The sequence below is a fragment of the Streptomyces sp. MNU76 genome, from assembly GCF_020982545.1.
GTDB lineage: Bacteria > Actinomycetota > Actinomycetes > Streptomycetales > Streptomycetaceae > Streptomyces.
On record NZ_JAJKLK010000007.1, the window covers coordinates 227,909 to 245,683 of the forward strand.

Consider the following 17,775-nt stretch of genomic DNA (forward strand, 5'->3'; position numbering starts at 1 on the left):
CAATCCACTCCGGACGAAAGCACCTGGCGAGAAGCACCTTGGGAATAATTCGCCCTTCCGTTCGAATTTGCCACTGAACTATTCGAATACTTGCCTGATTTTTGAGTCGCTCGCGCCCCACCACGCCGACGCCCCACCGTGTTGGGGTACTCGTCGCCCGCTACGACAAGAGGTACTTGGCGCACGGGCATCCGAACGGACATGGGACGGATCCCGAGTTCCTGGCCGCGACGGTGTAGACACGGCGCCCGGCCAAGGCGTGCTGGTCAGATTCGGCGAGTGATCTTGCGTGCCCGGCCGCTGCCGAGCCGATAGAAGTACACCGAACTCCTATCGGGGTCAGTAAGGGCGCGAGTGGTGTCAACGATCTCTACGTAGCACTCCTCCGGCCCATCTGAGTGACCGGTGATGAGGGGCGTCACCGAGACGAGGAATGAATCGATCTTGTGCTGAGTTCGGTCGGCGCGAGGTCGCGAGTCCTCATCGAGGAAGTATCGTCGCAGTGTCTCGTCCAGGGCCTTACTGGCCTTATGGCGCTCCCAGCGATCGGAAAGGAAGGCCTGCACGAGCACAAGGAGAAGTTCTCCCCCGGGATCTCCACCGGGCACGCTTTCAGGCATCAGTACTTCCAGCCGAACTCATGGCGCAGCTTCCATTGCTTCAGGGAGTCCGAGCGCGAGTCGTAGCAGTACTTGCGCGTCCTGTTCGCCCGGCTCCCTGCCCGTCGCAGGTCGATGACCTCAACCGCGTAACGCTTGGCCGGGCTGTCACCCTCCTCCACCAGTTCCGTCACTGCGACCTTCCACGGCCAGGACTCAAAACGGTTCTGGCCAGGGCGGAGCTGCCGCCGTTCATCAAGCGCTTTTCCCTTGAGAAGATCTACGATCTCTTTCCTGAGAAGGTACTCGCGGTAGTAGTCGAGCGTCTCCAACGCGACTGGAATAAGCAGCCACGCGACCGGTGCAACCACATTTCCCCCTGGCACGCGAACTCAACTTTTATTCGATGCCCTACCCCTCCGACCGCCAAACATTAAGCGCCCCGGATTTCGGAGCACCCGCACGTATCGAGCGCGCCGGAATGCACCTGTGCGCTGACGAGCATCACTGTGCACCCCTTGGACACTCTGCGCTCGTGTGATGCCGCGGCACCCGTAGTTGGCCACCCAGCAGGTCCGGATCAAAGCATTTAGGAAGTGAGCATCGGCCTCACCGAGAGAATGGGCTCGGCCTACGAGCGACGGTTACAGGTCTACTCGGGACCGCAGGACCCGAGCGAGGTCGGCGTCGCCGCGCATGACGACCGCGACCTTGCGGTCAATGTCCCCCTGCTCGTGTTGCTCGCCACAGGGGCAGATACTCCAACCGTCTGTTTCGACGCGCCCGGCCACCAGTTCAACGAGCCCAACCAGCTCATCGAGGAGCCCGACGGGAATCTCGGCTTCCTCAGCGCTCGGGCCGTCAGCCGCGATGGCCACCCCGATCTCGGTAGCCAGGTCCATGGCGTGAGCTGCCGAACGGCCGTCTTCGTTCAGGCTCGCGTACTTGCCGGCCTGCGAGGCGGCCATCACCAAACGTCCCAGGATCCGGGTCGGCGCCTGGATCTTGCGTGCGTCCACTCGGACCGGGCGCACCGAGTGCACGGAGTCCGAGCCCTCGATGGACTGGTCGGCGGCTGCGACGATCGCGTCGGCCACAGCCTCCGACGTGACCAGATGGATCGCCTCCTCGGCATCCATCCCCACCCGTTCGGCGACCGTGTCGACCATGTGCGCGATGACGTTCCGCACCGCCACAGGTTCGACCTCAAGCCCTCGGGTCAGCAGGACGGCACTGGTCTGCGCAACCAGCGTCTTGCCCTTCACGGTGCCCATCACATCTGCCACGAAGCCAAGCCTAGAGGCACGTTTGTCGGGTGACGACAAACCCCGCACACAAGCAACAGCAAAGGACTCAAGAGGGGTTGCGCACCCCTTGCACCGTCGCTGCGCTGATGCGCTCCCCTCGCGCACCCCTTGCATCCCGAGGCACTACCCCGTGGCTCACCGGCGACCGAAGCAGGGTCAAGAACAAGCAAAAGACCCAGGTCAGCGGGTATCTGTCCTGGGCCTTCAGAGAGCCGCCTTCGGGATTCGAACCCGAGACCTACGCATTACGAGTGCGTTGCTCTGGCCATCTGAGCTAAGGCGGCGCGCTGTCCGCACTATGGTGCGATCAGCAACGTCGGTAAGTCTACACAGTTTCGGGGGTGCTCCGAACCACAGGTCGGAGCACCCCGGGATCGCCCCGGCCCGACCGGCCCGGGTGTCGATGATCAGGACGCTGAGCAGCGCTTTCCGTCGGTCGGGGGTGTGCCGCGGAGCAGGTACGTGTTGATCGCGGAGTCGATGCACGCGCTGCCGCGGCCGTAGGCGGTGTGGCCGTCGCCGTCGTAGGTGAGGAGGCGGGCGGAGGAGAGCTGGGAGGCGAGGGCCTGGGACCAGCGGTACGGGGTGGCGGGGTCACGCGTGGTGCCGACGACGACGATCGGGGCGGCGCCCTTCGCCTCGATGCGGTGCGGCCCGCCCGTCGGCCCCACCGGCCAGTACGCGCAGTTCAGGGAGGCCCACGCCAGAGCCCGGCCGAACACCGGGGATGCCTTCTCGAACTCGGGGAGGGCCCGTTCGACCGCCTCGGGGGTGTCGTAGGCGGCAGGGAGGTCCAGGCAGTTCACGGCGGCGTTGGCGTACATCAGGTTGGAGTAGGTGCCGTCGGGCGCGCGTTCGAAGTAGCTGTCCGAGAGCGCGAGCAGGCCGGCGCCGTCGTCGTTCTTGACAGCCTCGGTGAGCGCCTGGCGCAGCTGCGGCCACGCGCCCTCGTCGTACATCGCGGCGATCACGCCGGTCGTGGCCAGGGACTCGCCGAGCCGGCGCCCGTCGGCGTCACCGGTCGCCAGCGGGCGCTCGTCCAGCCGCGCGAAGAGACCGCTCAGATTCTTGGCGACCCGCGCGGGCGTACGCCCCAGCACACAGTCCTTGCGCCCCACACAGTCCTTCGCGAACGCCTGGAACGCCGTCTCGAACCCCGCCGTCTGCTCCTGGTTGAGCCGACGGGCCGGCAGCGACGGGTCCAACGCGCCGTCCAGCACCAGCCGGCCGACCCGCTCCGGGAAGAGCCCCGCGTACGTCGCACCGAGGAACGTGCCGTACGAGGCGCCGACGTACGTCAGCTTCTCGTCGCCCAGCAGAGCCCGCAGGATGTCCATGTCCCGCGCGGCCTCGACCGTGGAGACGTGCCTCAGCAGCTTCGGCGACCGCTCCCCGCACCCCTCCGCGAACCGCTTGTACGCGGCGACCAGCCGACCCTTCTCCGCCGTGTCGTCCGGGGTGAGATCGGTCTGCGTGTACGTGTCCATCTGGCGCCCGGTGAGACATTCGACCGGCTCGCTGCCGGCCACGCCCCTCGGATCGACGGCCACCATGTCGTACCGCGCCCGCACCTCGGCCGGGTAGCCGATGCCCGCGTACCTCTGCACATAGCCGACCGCCGAGCCGCCGGGACCACCCGGATTGACCAGCAGCGAGCCGAGCCGCTCCCCCGGTCCGGTCGCCTTCCGCCGCGACACGGCCAGCCTGACGTCGCCCTCAGCCGGGTTCGCGTAGTCGAGGGGCGCCTTCATCGTGGCGCACTGGAAACCGGGGGTCTCGCAGCCCCGCCAGCTCAGCTTCTGCTCGTAGTACGGGGCCAGCGCCGACGGAGTCGTACGGGGCAGCGGGCCGAGGGCGGGCCCCCCGTCGACGGTCGTGGCCGCCGCACTGGAGTGACCGGAGGAGCAGCCCGCGACGAGCAGCGCGGCGGCCGCGAGCAACGCGCCGCCGGCCCACAGGGACCGGTTCGGCCGGGAAGTACGCCTGGTGTGCATCTCGCGAGCCTAACCAGAACCGCTCAATTCATCACGAACAGCAACGAAGGCTCCTCGTACGAGTGACACAGTCAACAGACCGCGCCCCACCCCATAGGCCGCCGCCCCTCACCCGGCACGCAGGCCCATCGTCATCGCCTCCACGGCCAGCAGGGGCGCCACATTGCGGTCCAACGCCTCTCTGCACGCCGCGATCGCGTCGATGCGCCGCAGCGTCGCCTCGGGCGTGCCTCCCCGTGCCAACCGCTCCAGGCTGTCCCGCACCTCGACATTGGCGAGCGGCACCCGGGATCCCAGCTGCAGAGCCAGCACATCCCGGTAGAACCCGGTGAGCTCGGTCAGCGCGAGGTCCAGGCTGTCCCGCTGCGCCCGCGTACGCCGCCGCTTCTGCTTGTCCTCCAGGTCCTTCATCACCCCCGCCGTACCGCGCGGCATCCGCCCGCCCTGCACCGCGCCCAGCGCCGCCTTCAGCTCCTCGGTCTCCTTGGTGTCGACCTCCTCGGCCAGCTGCTTCGACTCCTCCGAGGCGGCGTCCACCAGCTCCTGCGCCGCCTTCAGGCACCCTCCGATGTCCTCGACCCGCAACGGCAGTTTCAGCACCGCGGCCCGCCGCTCCCGCGCCCGCGGATCGGTGGCCAGCCGCCGGGCCCGCTCGATGTGCCCCTGGGTCGCGCGCGCGGCCGTCGCCGCGGCCTCCGGCTCGATGCCCTCCCGCCGTACGAGCATGTCCGCCACCGCGTCGACCGACGGGGTGAGCAGCCCGACGTGGCGGCATCGCGACCGGATCGTCGGCAGCACGTCCTCCAACGACGGCGCGCACAGCAGCCACACCGTCCGAGGGGCGGGCTCCTCCACGGCCTTCAGCACGGCGTTCGCCGACTTCTCGTTCAGCCGCTCGGCGTCCTCGACGAGGATCACCTGCCAGCGGCCGTTCGCCGGCGACGTGAACGACTTCCGCACCGTGTCCCGCATGTCGTCGGCCAGGATCTGTGTGCCCACCGCCGCCACGGTGCTCACATCCGCGTGCGTTCCCACCAGCGCCGTATGACATCCGTCGCAGAACCCGCAGCCCGGGCTCCCGCCGAGCGCCCGGTCCGGACTGACACACTGCAACGCCGCCGCGAACGCCCGCGCCGCCGTCACCCGCCCCGACCCCGGCGGCCCCGTGAAGAGCCACGCGTGCGTCATCTTCGACGCCTCCGGAGGCGCGATCCCTTCTCGGCCGCCGTGACGATCCCGTCCGCGTCCCGAGCGGCAGCGTCCAGCTGCGCACTCAGCCGCTCCTGCCCCACCAGGTCGTCCCACACAGCCATGCCCCACCACCTCCGTCACACAAAACCCTCACCGCGCCCCATTGTGCGCGACCCCACTGACACCCAGCCCCGCACGCGGACCGCCACCCGCACCCAACCCCCGGTCCGCCGCGCACACGGAAGGGGCCGGGCCGGTGCCTCAGCCCGTCGCATGCGGCGGCCCAGAGAGCCCGGGGGAACCACCCCGGGCAGTAGGGCACCGAGCGACGGGCTGAGGCACCGGCACGGCCCCGACCCCACCCGACCACCAGCGGAACGCGTACCGGCCGCACACGCCCCACCAAAGCTCAGCCGCTCAGCTCAGCTCGGGTCGGCTCGACTCAGCGGCGGCGCCGCCGCCAGCCCCGCCCCTCATCGGCGTCGTCCTCGTCGTGCGACCCCAGCAACTCGTCCGCCAACGTGGGCAGATCGTCCAGCGGCGTCTCCTCGGCCCAGTCCGACCGAGGCCGCCGCCGAGGCACCCCCTGCTCATCGACCTGCGGCAGCTCCCGCGTCCGATCCACGGCGTCCGACCCGTCCGCCCCGCCGGCCGCGGGCCGCTCGTCCCGGAAGTATCCCGGCGGCGCCAAGTCGTCCCGGACCGGCGGCAGCACAGCCGTCTCGTCGGCCGCCCCCGAAGGCACCGACGGCAACACCGCGGTCTCATCCTCCGCGGCAGCCCCCGAAGTCGGCACCGGCGGCGCCGGCGGCACCGACGGCTTCGGCAACTTCGCCGTCGTCTCGGAGTCGGCCCCGGACGCGTCCCGCACGGGCGGCAGCACAGCCGTCTCATCCACCGGCCCACCGGACGCGTTCGTCGGCGTCACCAACGGCGTAGCCACAGTCACCGCGTCATCGCCGGCCCCGGAGCCAGTACCCGTACCCGCACCGGACCCCGACCCGGCGGACCCGACGGACCCGGACCCAGCCTCGTCCCCACTCCCCCGCTCAGCCGCAACCCGCGCAGCCTCCGCCGCGGCCGCGACCCGCTCCGCCTCAGCCTTCCGGTCGGCCTCGGCCCGCTCCGCCGCGGCGCGCTCCGCCTCCGCCGCGACCGCCGCCGCCCGCTCGGCCTCCGCCGCGGCGGCGACCCGACGGGCCTCCTCGGCCCGCAGCAACGCCTCCTCGGCCTTCCGCTGCTTCTCCAGGCGCCGCGCCTCCGCCTCGGCCCGCAGCCGCTGCTCCTCCGCGGCCTGCTGACGACGCCGTTCCTCCTCGACCCGACGCCGTTCCTCCGCCTCGGCCCGGGCCTTCTCCTCCGCGAGGAGCCGCGCCTGCTCCTCCTCGGCTCGGCGACGCGCTTCCTCGGCCCGCTGCCGGGCCTCCTCCGCCTGCCGCTCCGCCTCGCGCCGCTGAGCCTCTTCCAGCTCGCGCCGCTTGCGCTCCTCCTCCTCGGCCCGCAGCCGCGCGAGCTCCTCCTGGCGCTCGCGCTCCAGCCGTTCCTCCTCGGCCTTGCGTGCGGCCTCTTCCTCGGCCTTGCGCCGGGCTTCCTCCTCGGCCTTGCGACGGGCCTCCTCCTGCGCCTTCACCTCGGCCTCGGACAGCGGCAGCATCATGTCGAGCCGGTGCCGGACCACGGTCGTCACCGCCTCGGGGTCCTGCGCGGCGTCCACCACCAGGTAGCGCCCGGCATCGGCGGCGGCCAGCGTCAGGAATCCCGCCCGCACCCGCTCGTGGAACTCGGCCGGCTCGGACTCCAGCCGGTCCGGCGCCTCGGTGAACCGCTCACGCGCGGCCTCCGGCGACACGTCCAGCAGCACCGTCAGGTGCGGCACGAGTCCGTCGGTCGCCCACCGCGAGATCCGGGCGATCTCGGTCGGCGAGAGGTCCCGCCCGGCCCCCTGATAGGCGACGGACGAGTCGATGTACCGGTCGGAGATGACCACCGCGCCCCGCTCCAGCGCGGGCCGCACCACGGTGTCCACGTGCTCGGCACGGTCCGCCGCGTACAGCAGCGCCTCGGCGCGATGGGACAGACCGGCCGACGACACATCGAGCAGGATCGACCGCAGCCGCTTCCCCACCGGAGTCGCCCCCGGCTCGCGTGTCACCACGACCTCGTGCCCCTTGGCCCGGATCCACTCGGCGAGCGCCTCGACCTGGGTGGACTTCCCGGCGCCGTCCCCGCCCTCCAGGGCGATGAAGAACCCGGAGGCCGCGGGCGCCTGCACCGGGTCGTCGCCCTTGAGCAACGCGTCCCGCAGGTCCTGCCGCAGCGGCACCCCGGACCGGTCGTCGACCTTGGCGAGCACCAGCGCGGCGACCGGCAGCAGCAACGCCCCCACCAGCATCAGCGTGAACGCCGCACCGCCGTGCGCGAAGACGAACTTGCCGCTCTCCAGCCGGTGCGGTCCGATGACGGCCGCGACCAGCGGAGCGACGAGCACCGCCAGCGCCACGAACACCCGTACGACAGCATGCAGATGCTCGGTCGTCCGGGCCCGGCGGGAGTCCTCGGCCTCCTGATCGAGCAGCGTGTGCCCGGTGTTGGCGGCGATTCCCGCACCGGCACCGGCGAGACCCAGGATGAGCACCACGCTCGTGACGTCCGGCGTCAGACCGGCGGCGAGCAGCGCGATCCCGGTGAAGGCGATCGTGAGAGCGAGCAGCCGGCGCCGGGACAGCGAGGGCAGCACGGACGGGCCCCGACGGATCCCTACGACCACGCCACCCGTCAGCGCGGTGACGAACAGCCCGTACATCACCGGCCCGCCGCCCAGGTCCTTGGCGTGCAGCACGGCGACGGCGACCGCGGCGGCGACCGCGCCCGCGACGGCCCCGCAGGCCGGCACCAGCAGCGGGATCGCGCCCGTGCGGCCCTTGTCGACACCGGCGCCGGTCTTGGGCCGACGCAGCCCCTCCAGCGGCGACCGCGCGCGGGGGGTGCGCGTCTTGGGCAGGTCGAGGAAGGTCACGACCGACAGCGAGGCGGCGAAGAGCCCGGCGGCGACGTACGAGGCGAGCGCGGCCTGGTGCTGCCCGAACCAGTCGAGGCCCGCGCCCAGCAGGTTGTTGAGCAGCGAGGCGACGACGAGCACGGCGGCCGCGAGGGGCACGGCCACGAATCCGGTACGCAGGGACAGGCTCCGCAGCGCGTCCATGTGGTCCGGCAGCGGCCGTACGGTCGCGCCCTCCAGCGGCGGCGCGGGCAGCAGCGCGGGGGCCGCGCTCTCGCGGCAGACCGCCCAGAACCGCTCGGCGACACCGGCGACGAACACGGTGACCAACAGCACCGCGAGCGCGTTGCCCGGCGTCCAGTCGATCCACAGGGGCGCGACGATCAGCAGCAGAACCCGCAGCCCGTCCGCGCCGACCATGGTCCAGCGGCGGTCGAGCGGGCCGTCCTGCGAGGTCAGGGAGGTGAGCGGCCCGAGGAGTACGGCACCGAAGAGCAGGGTCGCGAGGGCGCGCGTCCCGAAGACGACCGCGACCGTCAGAGCCACGCCCCGGTATCCGCCGCCGAAGGCTCCCTCGGCGATCGCCGCCTGGAAGGCCAGGAGCACCAGCACGAACAGCGCGAGCACATCGCCCACGCCACCCACGAGCTGTGCGCTCCACAACCGTTTCAGCTGGGGCCGGCGCAGCAGCGCCCGGACGGCGCGCTCCCTGGAGTCGGCTGCCAGGGCGTCGTCGGGGGCCGGGTTGTGGGCCGTCGGCTGCTCGGCTCGCATCATGCTTTCAGCCTATCGGCCCGCACCGACACCCAGAAGCAGCGCCCGAGCGCACACACACCTCGACACCAAGGTGCGCAAAGGGTGCGGGTTCAGCACTCGAGAAGTGAAGATTCAGCCACCGCGCACGCGGAACCGCCCCTGAGGAGCGCGGGGAACTGCGCGACAAGCCACACTCCACCCGCAGCCGCGAACGCAGCCGCGAGCAACTAGGCGCTCTCCCCGGCCGACGTCGCCTTCTTCGCAGCCGCCTTCTTCGCAGGAGCCGCCTTCTTCGCCGCGGCCGTCTTCGAAGAAGCGGCCTTCTTCGCGGCAGCGGTCTTCTTCGCCGGCGCGGCCTTCTTGGCGGCAGCCTTGGTCGCCGTCTTCTTCGCCGGCGCCTTCTTGGCCGTCTTCTTGGCGGGCCCCTTCGCCCGCTTCTCCGCCAGCAGTTCGAACCCGCGCTCGGGCGTGATCGCCTCCACGCTGTCCCCGGACCGCAGCGTCGCGTTGGTCTCGCCGTCGGTGACGTACGGGCCGAAGCGGCCGTCCTTCACCACGACCGGCTTCCCGCTGACGGGGTCCTCGCCCAGCTCCTTCAGCGGCGGCTTGGCGGCGGCCCGCCCGCGCTGCTTGGGCTGCGCGTAGATGGCCAGCGCCTCTTCGAGGGTGATCGTGAAGAGCTGCTCCTCGGTCTGGAGCGAACGCGAGTCCGTGCCCTTCTTCAGATACGGCCCGTAGCGCCCGTTCTGCGCGGTGATCTCCTGGCCCTCCGCGTCGGCGCCGACGATCCGCGGCAGCGACATCAGCTTCAGGGCGTCGTCGAGGGTCACCGTGTCCAGGGACATGGACTTGAACAGGGAGGCCGTGCGCGGCTTGACCGCGTTCTTGCCCGTCTTCGGGGTGCCCTCGGGGAGGATCTCCGTGACGTACGGCCCGTAGCGCCCGTCCTTGGCGACGATCTGGTGACCGGTCGCCGGGTCGGTGCCCAGCTCGAAGTCGCCGCTCGGCTTGGCGAGCAGTTCCTCCGCCAGCTCGACGCTCAGCTCGTCCGGCGCCAGGTCCTCGGGGATGTCGGCGCGCTGGTGCCCCTCGGAGTCCTTCTCGCCCCGCTCGATGTACGGGCCGTAGCGCCCGACGCGCAGCACGATGCCGTTGCCGACGGGGAAGGAGGAGACCTCACGGGCGTCGATCGCGCCGAGGTCGGTGACCAGTTCCTTCAGGCCGCCGAGGTGGTCCCCGTCGCCGTTGCCGGCCTCGGCCGCCGTCGTGCCGCTGACGTCGGTGCCCTCGCCGAAGTAGAACCGCTTCAGCCACGGCACCGCCTGGGCCTCGCCGCGCGCGATGCGGTCGAGGTCGTCCTCCATCTTGGCGGTGAAGTCGTAGTCGACGAGCCGCCCGAAGTGCTTCTCCAGCAGGTTGACCACGGCGAAGCTCAGGAAGGACGGCACGAGGGCCGTGCCCTTCTTGAACACATAACCCCGGTCGAGGATGGTGCCGATGATCGACGCGTACGTCGACGGGCGGCCGATCTCGCGCTCTTCGAGCTCCTTGACCAGCGACGCCTCGGTGTAGCGGGCCGGGGGCTTGGTGGCGTGCCCGTCGACCGTGATCTCCTGGGCGGAGAGCGGGTCGCCCTGGTTCACCTGCGGCAGCCGGCGCTCACGGTCGTCGAGCTCGGCGTTCGGGTCGTCGGCGCCCTCGACGTAGGCCTTGAGGAAGCCGTGGAAGGTGATCGTCTTGCCGGAGGCGCTGAACTCGGCGTCCCGGCCGTCGGAGGCGGTGCCGCCGATCTTGACGGTGACGCTGTTGCCCGTGGCGTCCTTCATCTGGGAGGCGACGGTCCGCTTCCAGATCAGCTCGTACAGCTTGAACTGGTCACCGGTCAGCCCGGTCTCCGCGGGCGTACGGAAACGGTCACCCGAGGGCCTGATCGCCTCGTGGGCCTCCTGCGCGTTCTTGACCTTCCCGGCGTACGTACGCGGCTGCGCCGGCAGGTAGTCGGCGCCGTACAGCTGGGTGACCTGGGCACGGGCGGCGGCCACGGCGGTTTCGCTGAGCGTCGTGGAGTCCGTACGCATATAGGTGATGAAGCCGTTCTCGTACAGCTTCTGCGCCACCTGCATGGTCGCCTTCGCCCCGAAGCCGAGCTTGCGCGAGGCCTCCTGCTGGAGCGTCGTCGTACGGAAGGGGGCGTACGGCGAGCGGCGGTACGGCTTGGACTCGACGGAGCGGACCGAGAAGCGGGTGTTCTCCAGGGCGGCGGCGAGCGCGCGAGCGTTTGCCTCGTCCAGGTGAAGAACGTTGGCGCCCTTGATCTGGCCGAGCGAGTCGAAGTCGCGACCCTGGGCGACGCGGCGGCCGTCCACGGACTGCAGGCGGGCGACCAGCGACGACGGGTCGGAGGCGTCACCGGCGCGGCCGGTCGCGAAGGTGCCGGTCAGGTCCCAGTACTCGGCCGAGCGGAAGGCGATCCGCTCCCGCTCCCGCTCCACGACGAGCCGGGTCGCGACGGACTGGACGCGGCCCGCCGACAGCCGCGGCATGACCTTCTTCCACAGGACCGGCGAGACCTCGTAGCCGTAGAGACGGTCGAGGATGCGGCGGGTCTCCTGGGCGTCGACGAGGCGCTGGTTCAGCTCGCGCGGGTTGGCGACGGCGGCCTGGATCGCGGCCTTGGTGATCTCGTGGAAGACCATCCGCTTGACCGGGACCTTGGGCTTGAGCACCTCCTGGAGGTGCCACGCGATGGCCTCGCCCTCGCGGTCCTCATCGGTGGCGAGGAAGAGTTCGTCGGACTCCTTCAGCAGGTCCTTGAGCTTCCTGACCTGGGCCTTCTTGTCCGCGTTGACCACGTAGATGGGCGCGAAGTCGTGCTCGACATCGACGCCGAGGCGGCGCACCTCGCCGGTGTACTGCTCGGGCACCTCCGCGGCGCCGTTGGGAAGGTCGCGGATGTGCCCCACGCTCGCCTCGACGATGTAGCCGGGGCCGAGATAGCCCTTGATCGTCTTCGCCTTGGCAGGCGACTCGACGATGACGAGTCGGCGGCCGCCCTTCGCGGTCTCGCTGGTCGGGGACAACTTCGCTCTTCTCTCCGGTCGACGCTGGGTCTCCCCAGGCTTGCGTCCCGGGGCGGGCGACCCCTTGAGGCCGCCCGCCTCGCACGGGGCTCGGCGGTCGGCCCGGGGGTCGGGTCATGCTGACGCTGCGGAGTGTGACGGTACATCCCGCCCCCGTGTCAAACGGGAAAAGCCCGCAACGGCCACTCGAACGGTAACCCGACTACCGCCATTCCTGCCGCCCGGCGTCCTCAGCGATCCGTTCGGGGCCTATGCGGAGGGTCACATCACGGTTACCCCGCTCGCCCGTCGGCCCCGGCTCCCCGCGCCCGCTCAGACGCGGGTGAGGCACCACGTGGCGAGCACCAGGGCGGTGACCGCGGTGACGCTCGCGAGGGTCGCCGACATCGCGGGACGCACCCCCTGCGCGACCGGCTCGCCGAGGCGCAACCGGTGCACGGTCCACAGCATCAGTCCGCCCCCGAACAGGGCGAACACCACTCCTACGAAGATCGCCGGACCGCTCTCCATGTCCCGTCCTCCCACCCCTCGACTGCCCAGGGACGGGAGGCTGGCACGGACGGGAAGCGGGCGCACGAACCCGAGGTGAACGTGAGGCGTCCGGACTCTCAGACCGAGCCGGGCGTGGGTATCTTGCCGGTCGTCTGCGACATGTCGGCGTTGCGCACCGTGCACACCACTATGTTGAAGCCCTTCTTCCACTCCTCTTCTGCGGAGACCCATCCCGACACGATCAGGTCAGCTCCGGGCGCCCAACTCGACTCGAACCTGTTGGTGCACAGCTTTCCGCCTTCGGCGAGGGCACCGGCGAAGGTCATGTTGTCGGGCGCCTGCACCGATCCGACGACCTGGTCGGTGTGCGCTTCGGCACAGTCGGTCAGCGGGGCGTCGTACCCCTCGTCCTCCCTGATGGCGTAGTCCCAGCAGTCACCGACGGCCATCTGCGTGGGCCACAGGTTCATGCCCACGTCACGGAGTCGGCCCACCTCGCCGCCGATCGGGACGTGCTTGCCGAGGACGAGACACGCCGTACCGCCCTTGGCCGCGGTGAAGCCCTCCTTCGTCGGGATCAGCGCGTAGACGCCCGCGTCGGGCAGGGCCTCGGCCAGCGCGTCGGCCTGGCCGGCGCAGCGCTGCTCTCCGCTGGCCTTGGCCTCGGCGGGGTCCGACGCCGTCGCTATCGCCACGACCTGACCGTCCGGCCAGTCCTCGTCGCAGTCCACCACGCCGAGGTCGGGCACCGAGTCGAACGCCGTCCCCGTCCAGACGGCCTTGACGCAGTCCCCCACTTCCAGCGCCTTCTTGAGGGCCGCCCGCTTGCCGTACGGGTACTCCGACGTCGGCGACGACAACGGGCCCGGACTGTCGGAGGGCTTGGGGTCCGGGCCGCCCGACAGGTTCACCGCGGCCCAGGTGCCGCCGCCCGCCGCGAGCAGCACGGCGACCACGATCGCGACGACCGCCCCCGCGGGCGTCCTGCGCCGCGGTCCGCCGGGCGGCGGTGGGCTCCCTGCCGTGAGGGTCGGGAATCCCGCGTTCCCCGGAGGCGTGGCGCCGCCACCGCCGTACGGCGCCGAGGCGTTGGCCGCGTACGGCAGCGACTGGTTGCCGACGCTGCCGCCGTACCCGGGTGGCTGAGCGCCTCCGCCTCCGCCTCCGTACGCCGACGGCGGGCCACCGGGGGCGCCCGCGTAGGGCGTGGACGGGCGGCCCCCGTACGGGTTGTAGCTGTCGTAGGGGCTGCGCGGCTGCTGTCCCCGCTGCCACGGGTCGTACGGCGAAGGGCCGCCCGGTGTCGCACCCGGCGTGGACGGGCCACCGGCGGGAGTGTTCGGGGCGTTCGGCGACGAGGGCGTGCCGGGGGTGTGCGGGACCCCGGGGTGTACGGCGTGTGGGGTGGGCCAGGCGTGTCGGGCGTGCCCCGAGGCCGTGCTGCCCGGCGGCGACGTACCCGGGGGCGCGCTCGCGACGTACCCCGGAGGCGCGCCGGGAGTGCCGGGGTCGCGGGGTCCCCGGCGTCCCGGGGGCGCCGGGGTGCGGGGAGCGGGTCCGAAGGCGCCGGGTGCCGAGGCGGGGTGGCGCCCCAGCCCGGCGGGGTCGGCTCGGCGCCCGAGGCGGCCACTCGCTCCAGGCCGCGTGCCGCGGCCTCCGGCGAGAGTCGGCGCACGGGGTCCTTGATGAGCAACCCGTGCAGGACGGGGGCGAGTTCACCGGCGCGGGCGGGCGGCGCCGGCTCCTCCCCGAGCAGGGCTGTCAGCGTCGCGTACTCGCCGTGCCGGTCGAAGGGGCCGCGGCCCTCGACCGCCGCGTACAGCGTGGCGCCGAGCGAGAACAGGTCGGCGGCCGGGGTCGGCGGCTCGCCCCGGGCCCGCTCGGGCGCCAGATACCCGGGCGTGCCGAGGATTCCGGCGGTGGCGGTGAGCCGGGGTTCGCGGGACTCCGGCTGGAGCGCGATGCCGTAGTCGGTGAGCAGCACGCGCGCGTAGGGGTCGCCCGAGGCGTCGGCCGCGAGCAGGATGTTGGCCGGCTTCACGTCCCGGTGGAGTATGCCGATGCGGTGCCCCGCCGTGAGCGCGTCGAGGACGGCGAGCCCGACCCGGGCGACCTGCTCGGGCGAGAGCGGCCCTCGCTGCCGTACGACCGCCTGGAGGTCGATCGCGTCCGGCACGTACTCCATGACGATCCACGGCAGGCCCTCGTGGAGCACCACGTCGTGGACCGTGGCCACATGGGGATGGCCACGCAGCCGCGCGGCGTGCCGGGCCTCGCTGCGGGCCCGGGCGATCCGCTGGGCGGGCTCGGTCGCGTCCAGCGGGACGTCGGGCAGGGAGATCTCCTTCATGGAGACCTCGCAGGCCAACTCCTCGTCGTGCGCGAGCCAGACCCGGCCCATACCGCCCGCGCCCAGGGTGCGCAGCAGTCGGTACCGGTCGTTGATGATCCTGCCCCGACCCTGCTCCGGCGTATCCCCCGCCATCGCGATCCCCCGATCCCCCAGAGACAGCGCGTGCCTCCCCCGAGGACACGTCGAATCCGTCTCTTGAAAATAGCTTCGCACGCACCACTGACAGGAGCCCTTTTACGGACCAATCCAGACAGAGGAGGCACATGCGTCTCAGAGGTGCGAACCAGCCCCGCCCATCACGGGAACGGGCGCCGCGCGGGGTACCGGTCCCGTCATCGGACGGTCCGGAAACCGTCACCGGGTGCGAGGGAGCCCGGACGGGCTCCCTCGCCGGTGCGGGACCGGTGCGGGGCGGATCACCGAGCCGGTTCGAGGAACCCCTGTTCGACGAGGAGGCGGATCTGGACCGGCGTCCGGTCACGCAGGGCCACCGGGTCTTCGCCGACGAGTTGGGCGATGGCGTCCAGAATCCGCCCCGCGCTGAGCGTGCCGTCGCACACACCAGCGAATCCCGCGCCCACCGTGTCCACCTTCGTGGCCCGGCGCATTCCACGGTTCTGACGCAGCACCACATGCTCGGGGTCCTCGGCGCCGGGCAGCCCGACCTGCTCCTGGACGACCTCGGCGGTGAGCCGGAAGTGCGCCTCCAGGAGCGCCGCGTCGTCGTTCGCCCGCAGGTAGTCGACGCGCGCGAAGTGCTGCCGCACCGCCTCACCGAGCGGCTGTTCGACCGGATGCGGCCACTCCTCCAGGGTGATCGAGGGCTCCGACTCCGCCGCGGCCGACTTCCGCAGCGTGATCCACCCGAACCCGACGCCCTTCACCTTCCGCGCCTCGAACTCGTCGAGCCACGCGTCGTACCGCGCCTGGTACTCGGCCACGTCACCGCGGTGGTCGCCCGCGTCCCGCAGCCACAACTCCGCGTACTGCGTGACGTCCTGGACCTCGCGCTGCACGATCCACGCGTCGCAGCCGCGCGGCACCCACGACCTGAGCCGCTCCTGCCAGTCCTCCCCCTCCACGTGCTGCCAGTTGGCGAGGAACTGCGCGTACCCGCCCTCGTTCAACCGCTCACCCGCCTGCGAGACGAGCGTGCGGCACAGGTCGTCCCCGCCCATCCCGCCGTCGCGGTACGTCAGCCGGGCACCGGGCGAGATCACGAACGGCGGATTCGACACGATGAGGTCGTACGTCTCGTCCGCCCCGACCGGCTCGAAGAGCGAACCCTCCCGCAGTTCGGCGGCGCGGGCTCCGGACAGCGCCAGCGTGAGCGCCGTGATGTGCAGCGCACGCGGGTTGAGATCGGTCGCCGTCACGCGCGTGGCGTGCTGCGCGGCGTGCAGGGCCTGGATGCCGGAGCCGGTCCCGAGGTCGAGGGCGGCGGCGACGGGCGTCCGTACGGTGATCCCGGCCAGCGTCGTGGACGCTCCGCCGACCCCCAGCACGACGCCCTCGTCCCGGCTCCCGATCCCGCCGGCCCCACCGACCGCGCACCCCAGGTCGGAGACGATGAACCAGTCCTCGCCGCCGGGGCCGCCGTACGGCCGGACGTCGACGGTGGCGGCGATCTCGTCCCCGTCGTCACCGACGCGGACGAGCCAGCCGCTCTCGACGCACGCGTCGACAGGCAGCACGCCCTCCACGCGCGCGCGTACGACCGGCTCCTGCAACAGGAACAGCCGGACCAGCGCCTCCAGCGCCGTCTCCCCCCGTGTCGCCCTCAGCGCGGGCACGACCTCGCTCCGCGCGAGGGCCGCGTACGCGGGCGCACCGAGCAGTTCGAGCAGCCCGTCGGCGGTGAACTCGGCCCCGAGCAAGGCCTCCCGCAACCGAGCGGCGACATCGGACCGATCAACAGAGGGCAGCGAAGACAGCCTGGAGTCACTCACACCGCCCAGCGTAACCGCGCCCCACGACCCGCCCCGGCCGCACGCACCCCGCGTTCTTTCCCTTCCGCAGCCGCCCGCCCGTCGCAGCTACCGCTCTCGGCGCGGTTCACCCACGTCCCTCGACGCAGCCTCGCCTGCGGCCCTCGGCGTGGCCTCAGCTGCGGCCCTCGACGCCGTCCTAGCTGCGCCCACCCGTGCCGCCGCCGTCCTCGCTGCGGGCAGTCGTGCCGCTGGGGCGGCACGGTGGCGCAGCGGCACCTCGCCACCGCCGAGCGCCAGATCCGCCCCGGCCCACCCCACCCACAGTCCCGCGACCCCGGACGCCCGTTCAAGCCCGCCCCAGCTCGTCCCTACCGGCCGAGAGCGCCCGTCAGCCCTCCGAAGGAACAGCCGGCACCGAAGCCTCACCGGAGGTGTTCGCGGACTTGCAGCTCTGCTGTTCGGCCATCGCCTGCCCGACCTCCCCCTTCTCCAGCTCCTTCAACGCGTCGCTCCCGGTCTTGCTCAGCTTCTCCAGCTCCGTCGCGACCCCTTCGAGCCCGTCCGCGAACTTCGCCTGGTCCTTGATGTTCAGGGCGTCCGACTTCTTCTTCAGCTCCCCGTACGCCGTGGACAGCTGGTTCAGCTCGGCCACCGCGGCCTTCTGCTTCTTCTCGCCGTCCTCGACGTTCGGCGCCCCAGCCTGCTGAATGGCCGTCGCCATCGCCTTGTAGGCGTCGGAGATGTCCTGGAAGCCCTGGGAGTCGGCCTTCTGCACGTCCGCCGGCGCGCTGTCGTCCGAGGTCTCCTTCTGGATCGAGGCGTTGGCCGCCGCGATCTTCTTGATCTGCGGCTGCACCGAGTCGCAGACCTCCTTGGCCCAGGAGTTCAGCTTGTCGTTCGTCTCGTCGCCGCTGCAGCCGGACAGCGCCAGTACCAGTACCGCACCGCCGGACAGTGCGGCCGCGAGCTTCTTGTTCACCGGATTGGTCCCTTCCATGGCTCTCGGCCCCGGAACATACACGCCGAAGGGGAGCCACCTGTGTGCCGAGCACCCCTGCTGCACCCTTTTGTAAC

11 protein-coding genes, 1 tRNA gene and 1 pseudogene are annotated in these 17,775 nt (G+C 71.4%); all 13 read right to left on the reverse strand.

All coding sequences use genetic code 11. From position 1 onward, the window contains the following. Positions 1 to 266: 266 nt before the first annotated feature. The 13 genes and pseudogenes from E4N62_RS19000 to E4N62_RS19055 all read right to left on the reverse strand — a co-directional run bounded on the left by E4N62_RS19000 (position 267) and on the right by E4N62_RS19055 (position 17,698). On the reverse strand, positions 267 to 620 hold the full coding sequence (locus E4N62_RS19000) for a hypothetical protein (RefSeq protein ID WP_230215904.1): 354 nt from the start codon (positions 618 to 620) through the stop codon (positions 267 to 269). Beyond that, positions 620 to 931, reverse strand: coding sequence for a hypothetical protein (locus E4N62_RS19005; RefSeq protein ID WP_230215906.1), 312 nt, complete (start codon positions 929 to 931; stop codon positions 620 to 622). The genes E4N62_RS19000 and E4N62_RS19005 overlap by 1 nt, the downstream gene beginning before the upstream one ends. Before the next feature lie 312 nt (positions 932 to 1,243). Continuing rightward, a complete protein-coding gene (locus E4N62_RS19010) occupies positions 1,244 to 1,885 on the reverse strand; it encodes a hypothetical protein (RefSeq protein WP_230215908.1) in 642 nt (213 codons plus the stop codon). 231 nt (positions 1,886 to 2,116) lie between these two features. After that, positions 2,117 to 2,190: transfer RNA gene (locus tag E4N62_RS19015), tRNA-Thr, on the reverse strand. 123 nt (positions 2,191 to 2,313) lie between these two features. Next, positions 2,314 to 3,900 carry an alpha/beta hydrolase gene (locus tag E4N62_RS19020; protein ID WP_230215910.1) on the reverse strand — a complete coding sequence of 529 codons (1,587 nt, stop codon included), beginning with the start codon at positions 3,898 to 3,900 and terminating at the stop codon, positions 2,314 to 2,316. A gap of 108 nt (positions 3,901 to 4,008) precedes the next feature. After that, positions 4,009 to 5,213: pseudogene (locus E4N62_RS19025) on the reverse strand (DNA polymerase III subunit delta'). 320 nt (positions 5,214 to 5,533) lie between these two features. Then, positions 5,534 to 8,866: a dTMP kinase gene (tmk, locus tag E4N62_RS19030; RefSeq protein WP_230215912.1), complete on the reverse strand. Its 3,333-nt coding sequence runs from the start codon at positions 8,864 to 8,866 to the stop codon at positions 5,534 to 5,536. A gap of 206 nt (positions 8,867 to 9,072) precedes the next feature. Beyond that, positions 9,073 to 11,925 carry a type I DNA topoisomerase gene (gene topA / locus E4N62_RS19035; RefSeq protein ID WP_230215915.1) on the reverse strand — a complete coding sequence of 951 codons (2,853 nt, stop codon included), beginning with the start codon at positions 11,923 to 11,925 and terminating at the stop codon, positions 9,073 to 9,075. A gap of 312 nt (positions 11,926 to 12,237) precedes the next feature. Continuing rightward, positions 12,238 to 12,435 (reverse strand): hypothetical protein, encoded by a 198-nt coding sequence (locus E4N62_RS19040; RefSeq protein WP_230215917.1) that lies wholly within the window; start codon positions 12,433 to 12,435, stop codon positions 12,238 to 12,240. Between the two features lie 98 nt (positions 12,436 to 12,533). Next, positions 12,534 to 13,373: a septum formation family protein gene (locus E4N62_RS48760; RefSeq protein ID WP_308185237.1), complete on the reverse strand. Its 840-nt coding sequence runs from the start codon at positions 13,371 to 13,373 to the stop codon at positions 12,534 to 12,536. Continuing rightward, positions 13,325 to 14,902, reverse strand: coding sequence for a protein kinase (locus E4N62_RS19045; RefSeq protein ID WP_308185239.1), 1,578 nt, complete (start codon positions 14,900 to 14,902; stop codon positions 13,325 to 13,327). Before E4N62_RS19045 ends, E4N62_RS48760 begins: the two co-directional genes overlap by 49 nt. A 284-nt stretch (positions 14,903 to 15,186) precedes the next feature. Further along, the gene (locus E4N62_RS19050) at positions 15,187 to 16,719 is read right to left on the reverse strand and encodes a methyltransferase (protein WP_230215919.1); all 1,533 of its coding nucleotides are present in this window, start codon (positions 16,717 to 16,719) and stop codon (positions 15,187 to 15,189) included. A gap of 370 nt (positions 16,720 to 17,089) precedes the next feature. Further along, on the reverse strand, positions 17,090 to 17,698 hold the full coding sequence (locus tag E4N62_RS19055) for a small secreted protein (RefSeq protein ID WP_230215921.1): 609 nt from the start codon (positions 17,696 to 17,698) through the stop codon (positions 17,090 to 17,092). Positions 17,699 to 17,775 lie beyond the last annotated feature (77 nt).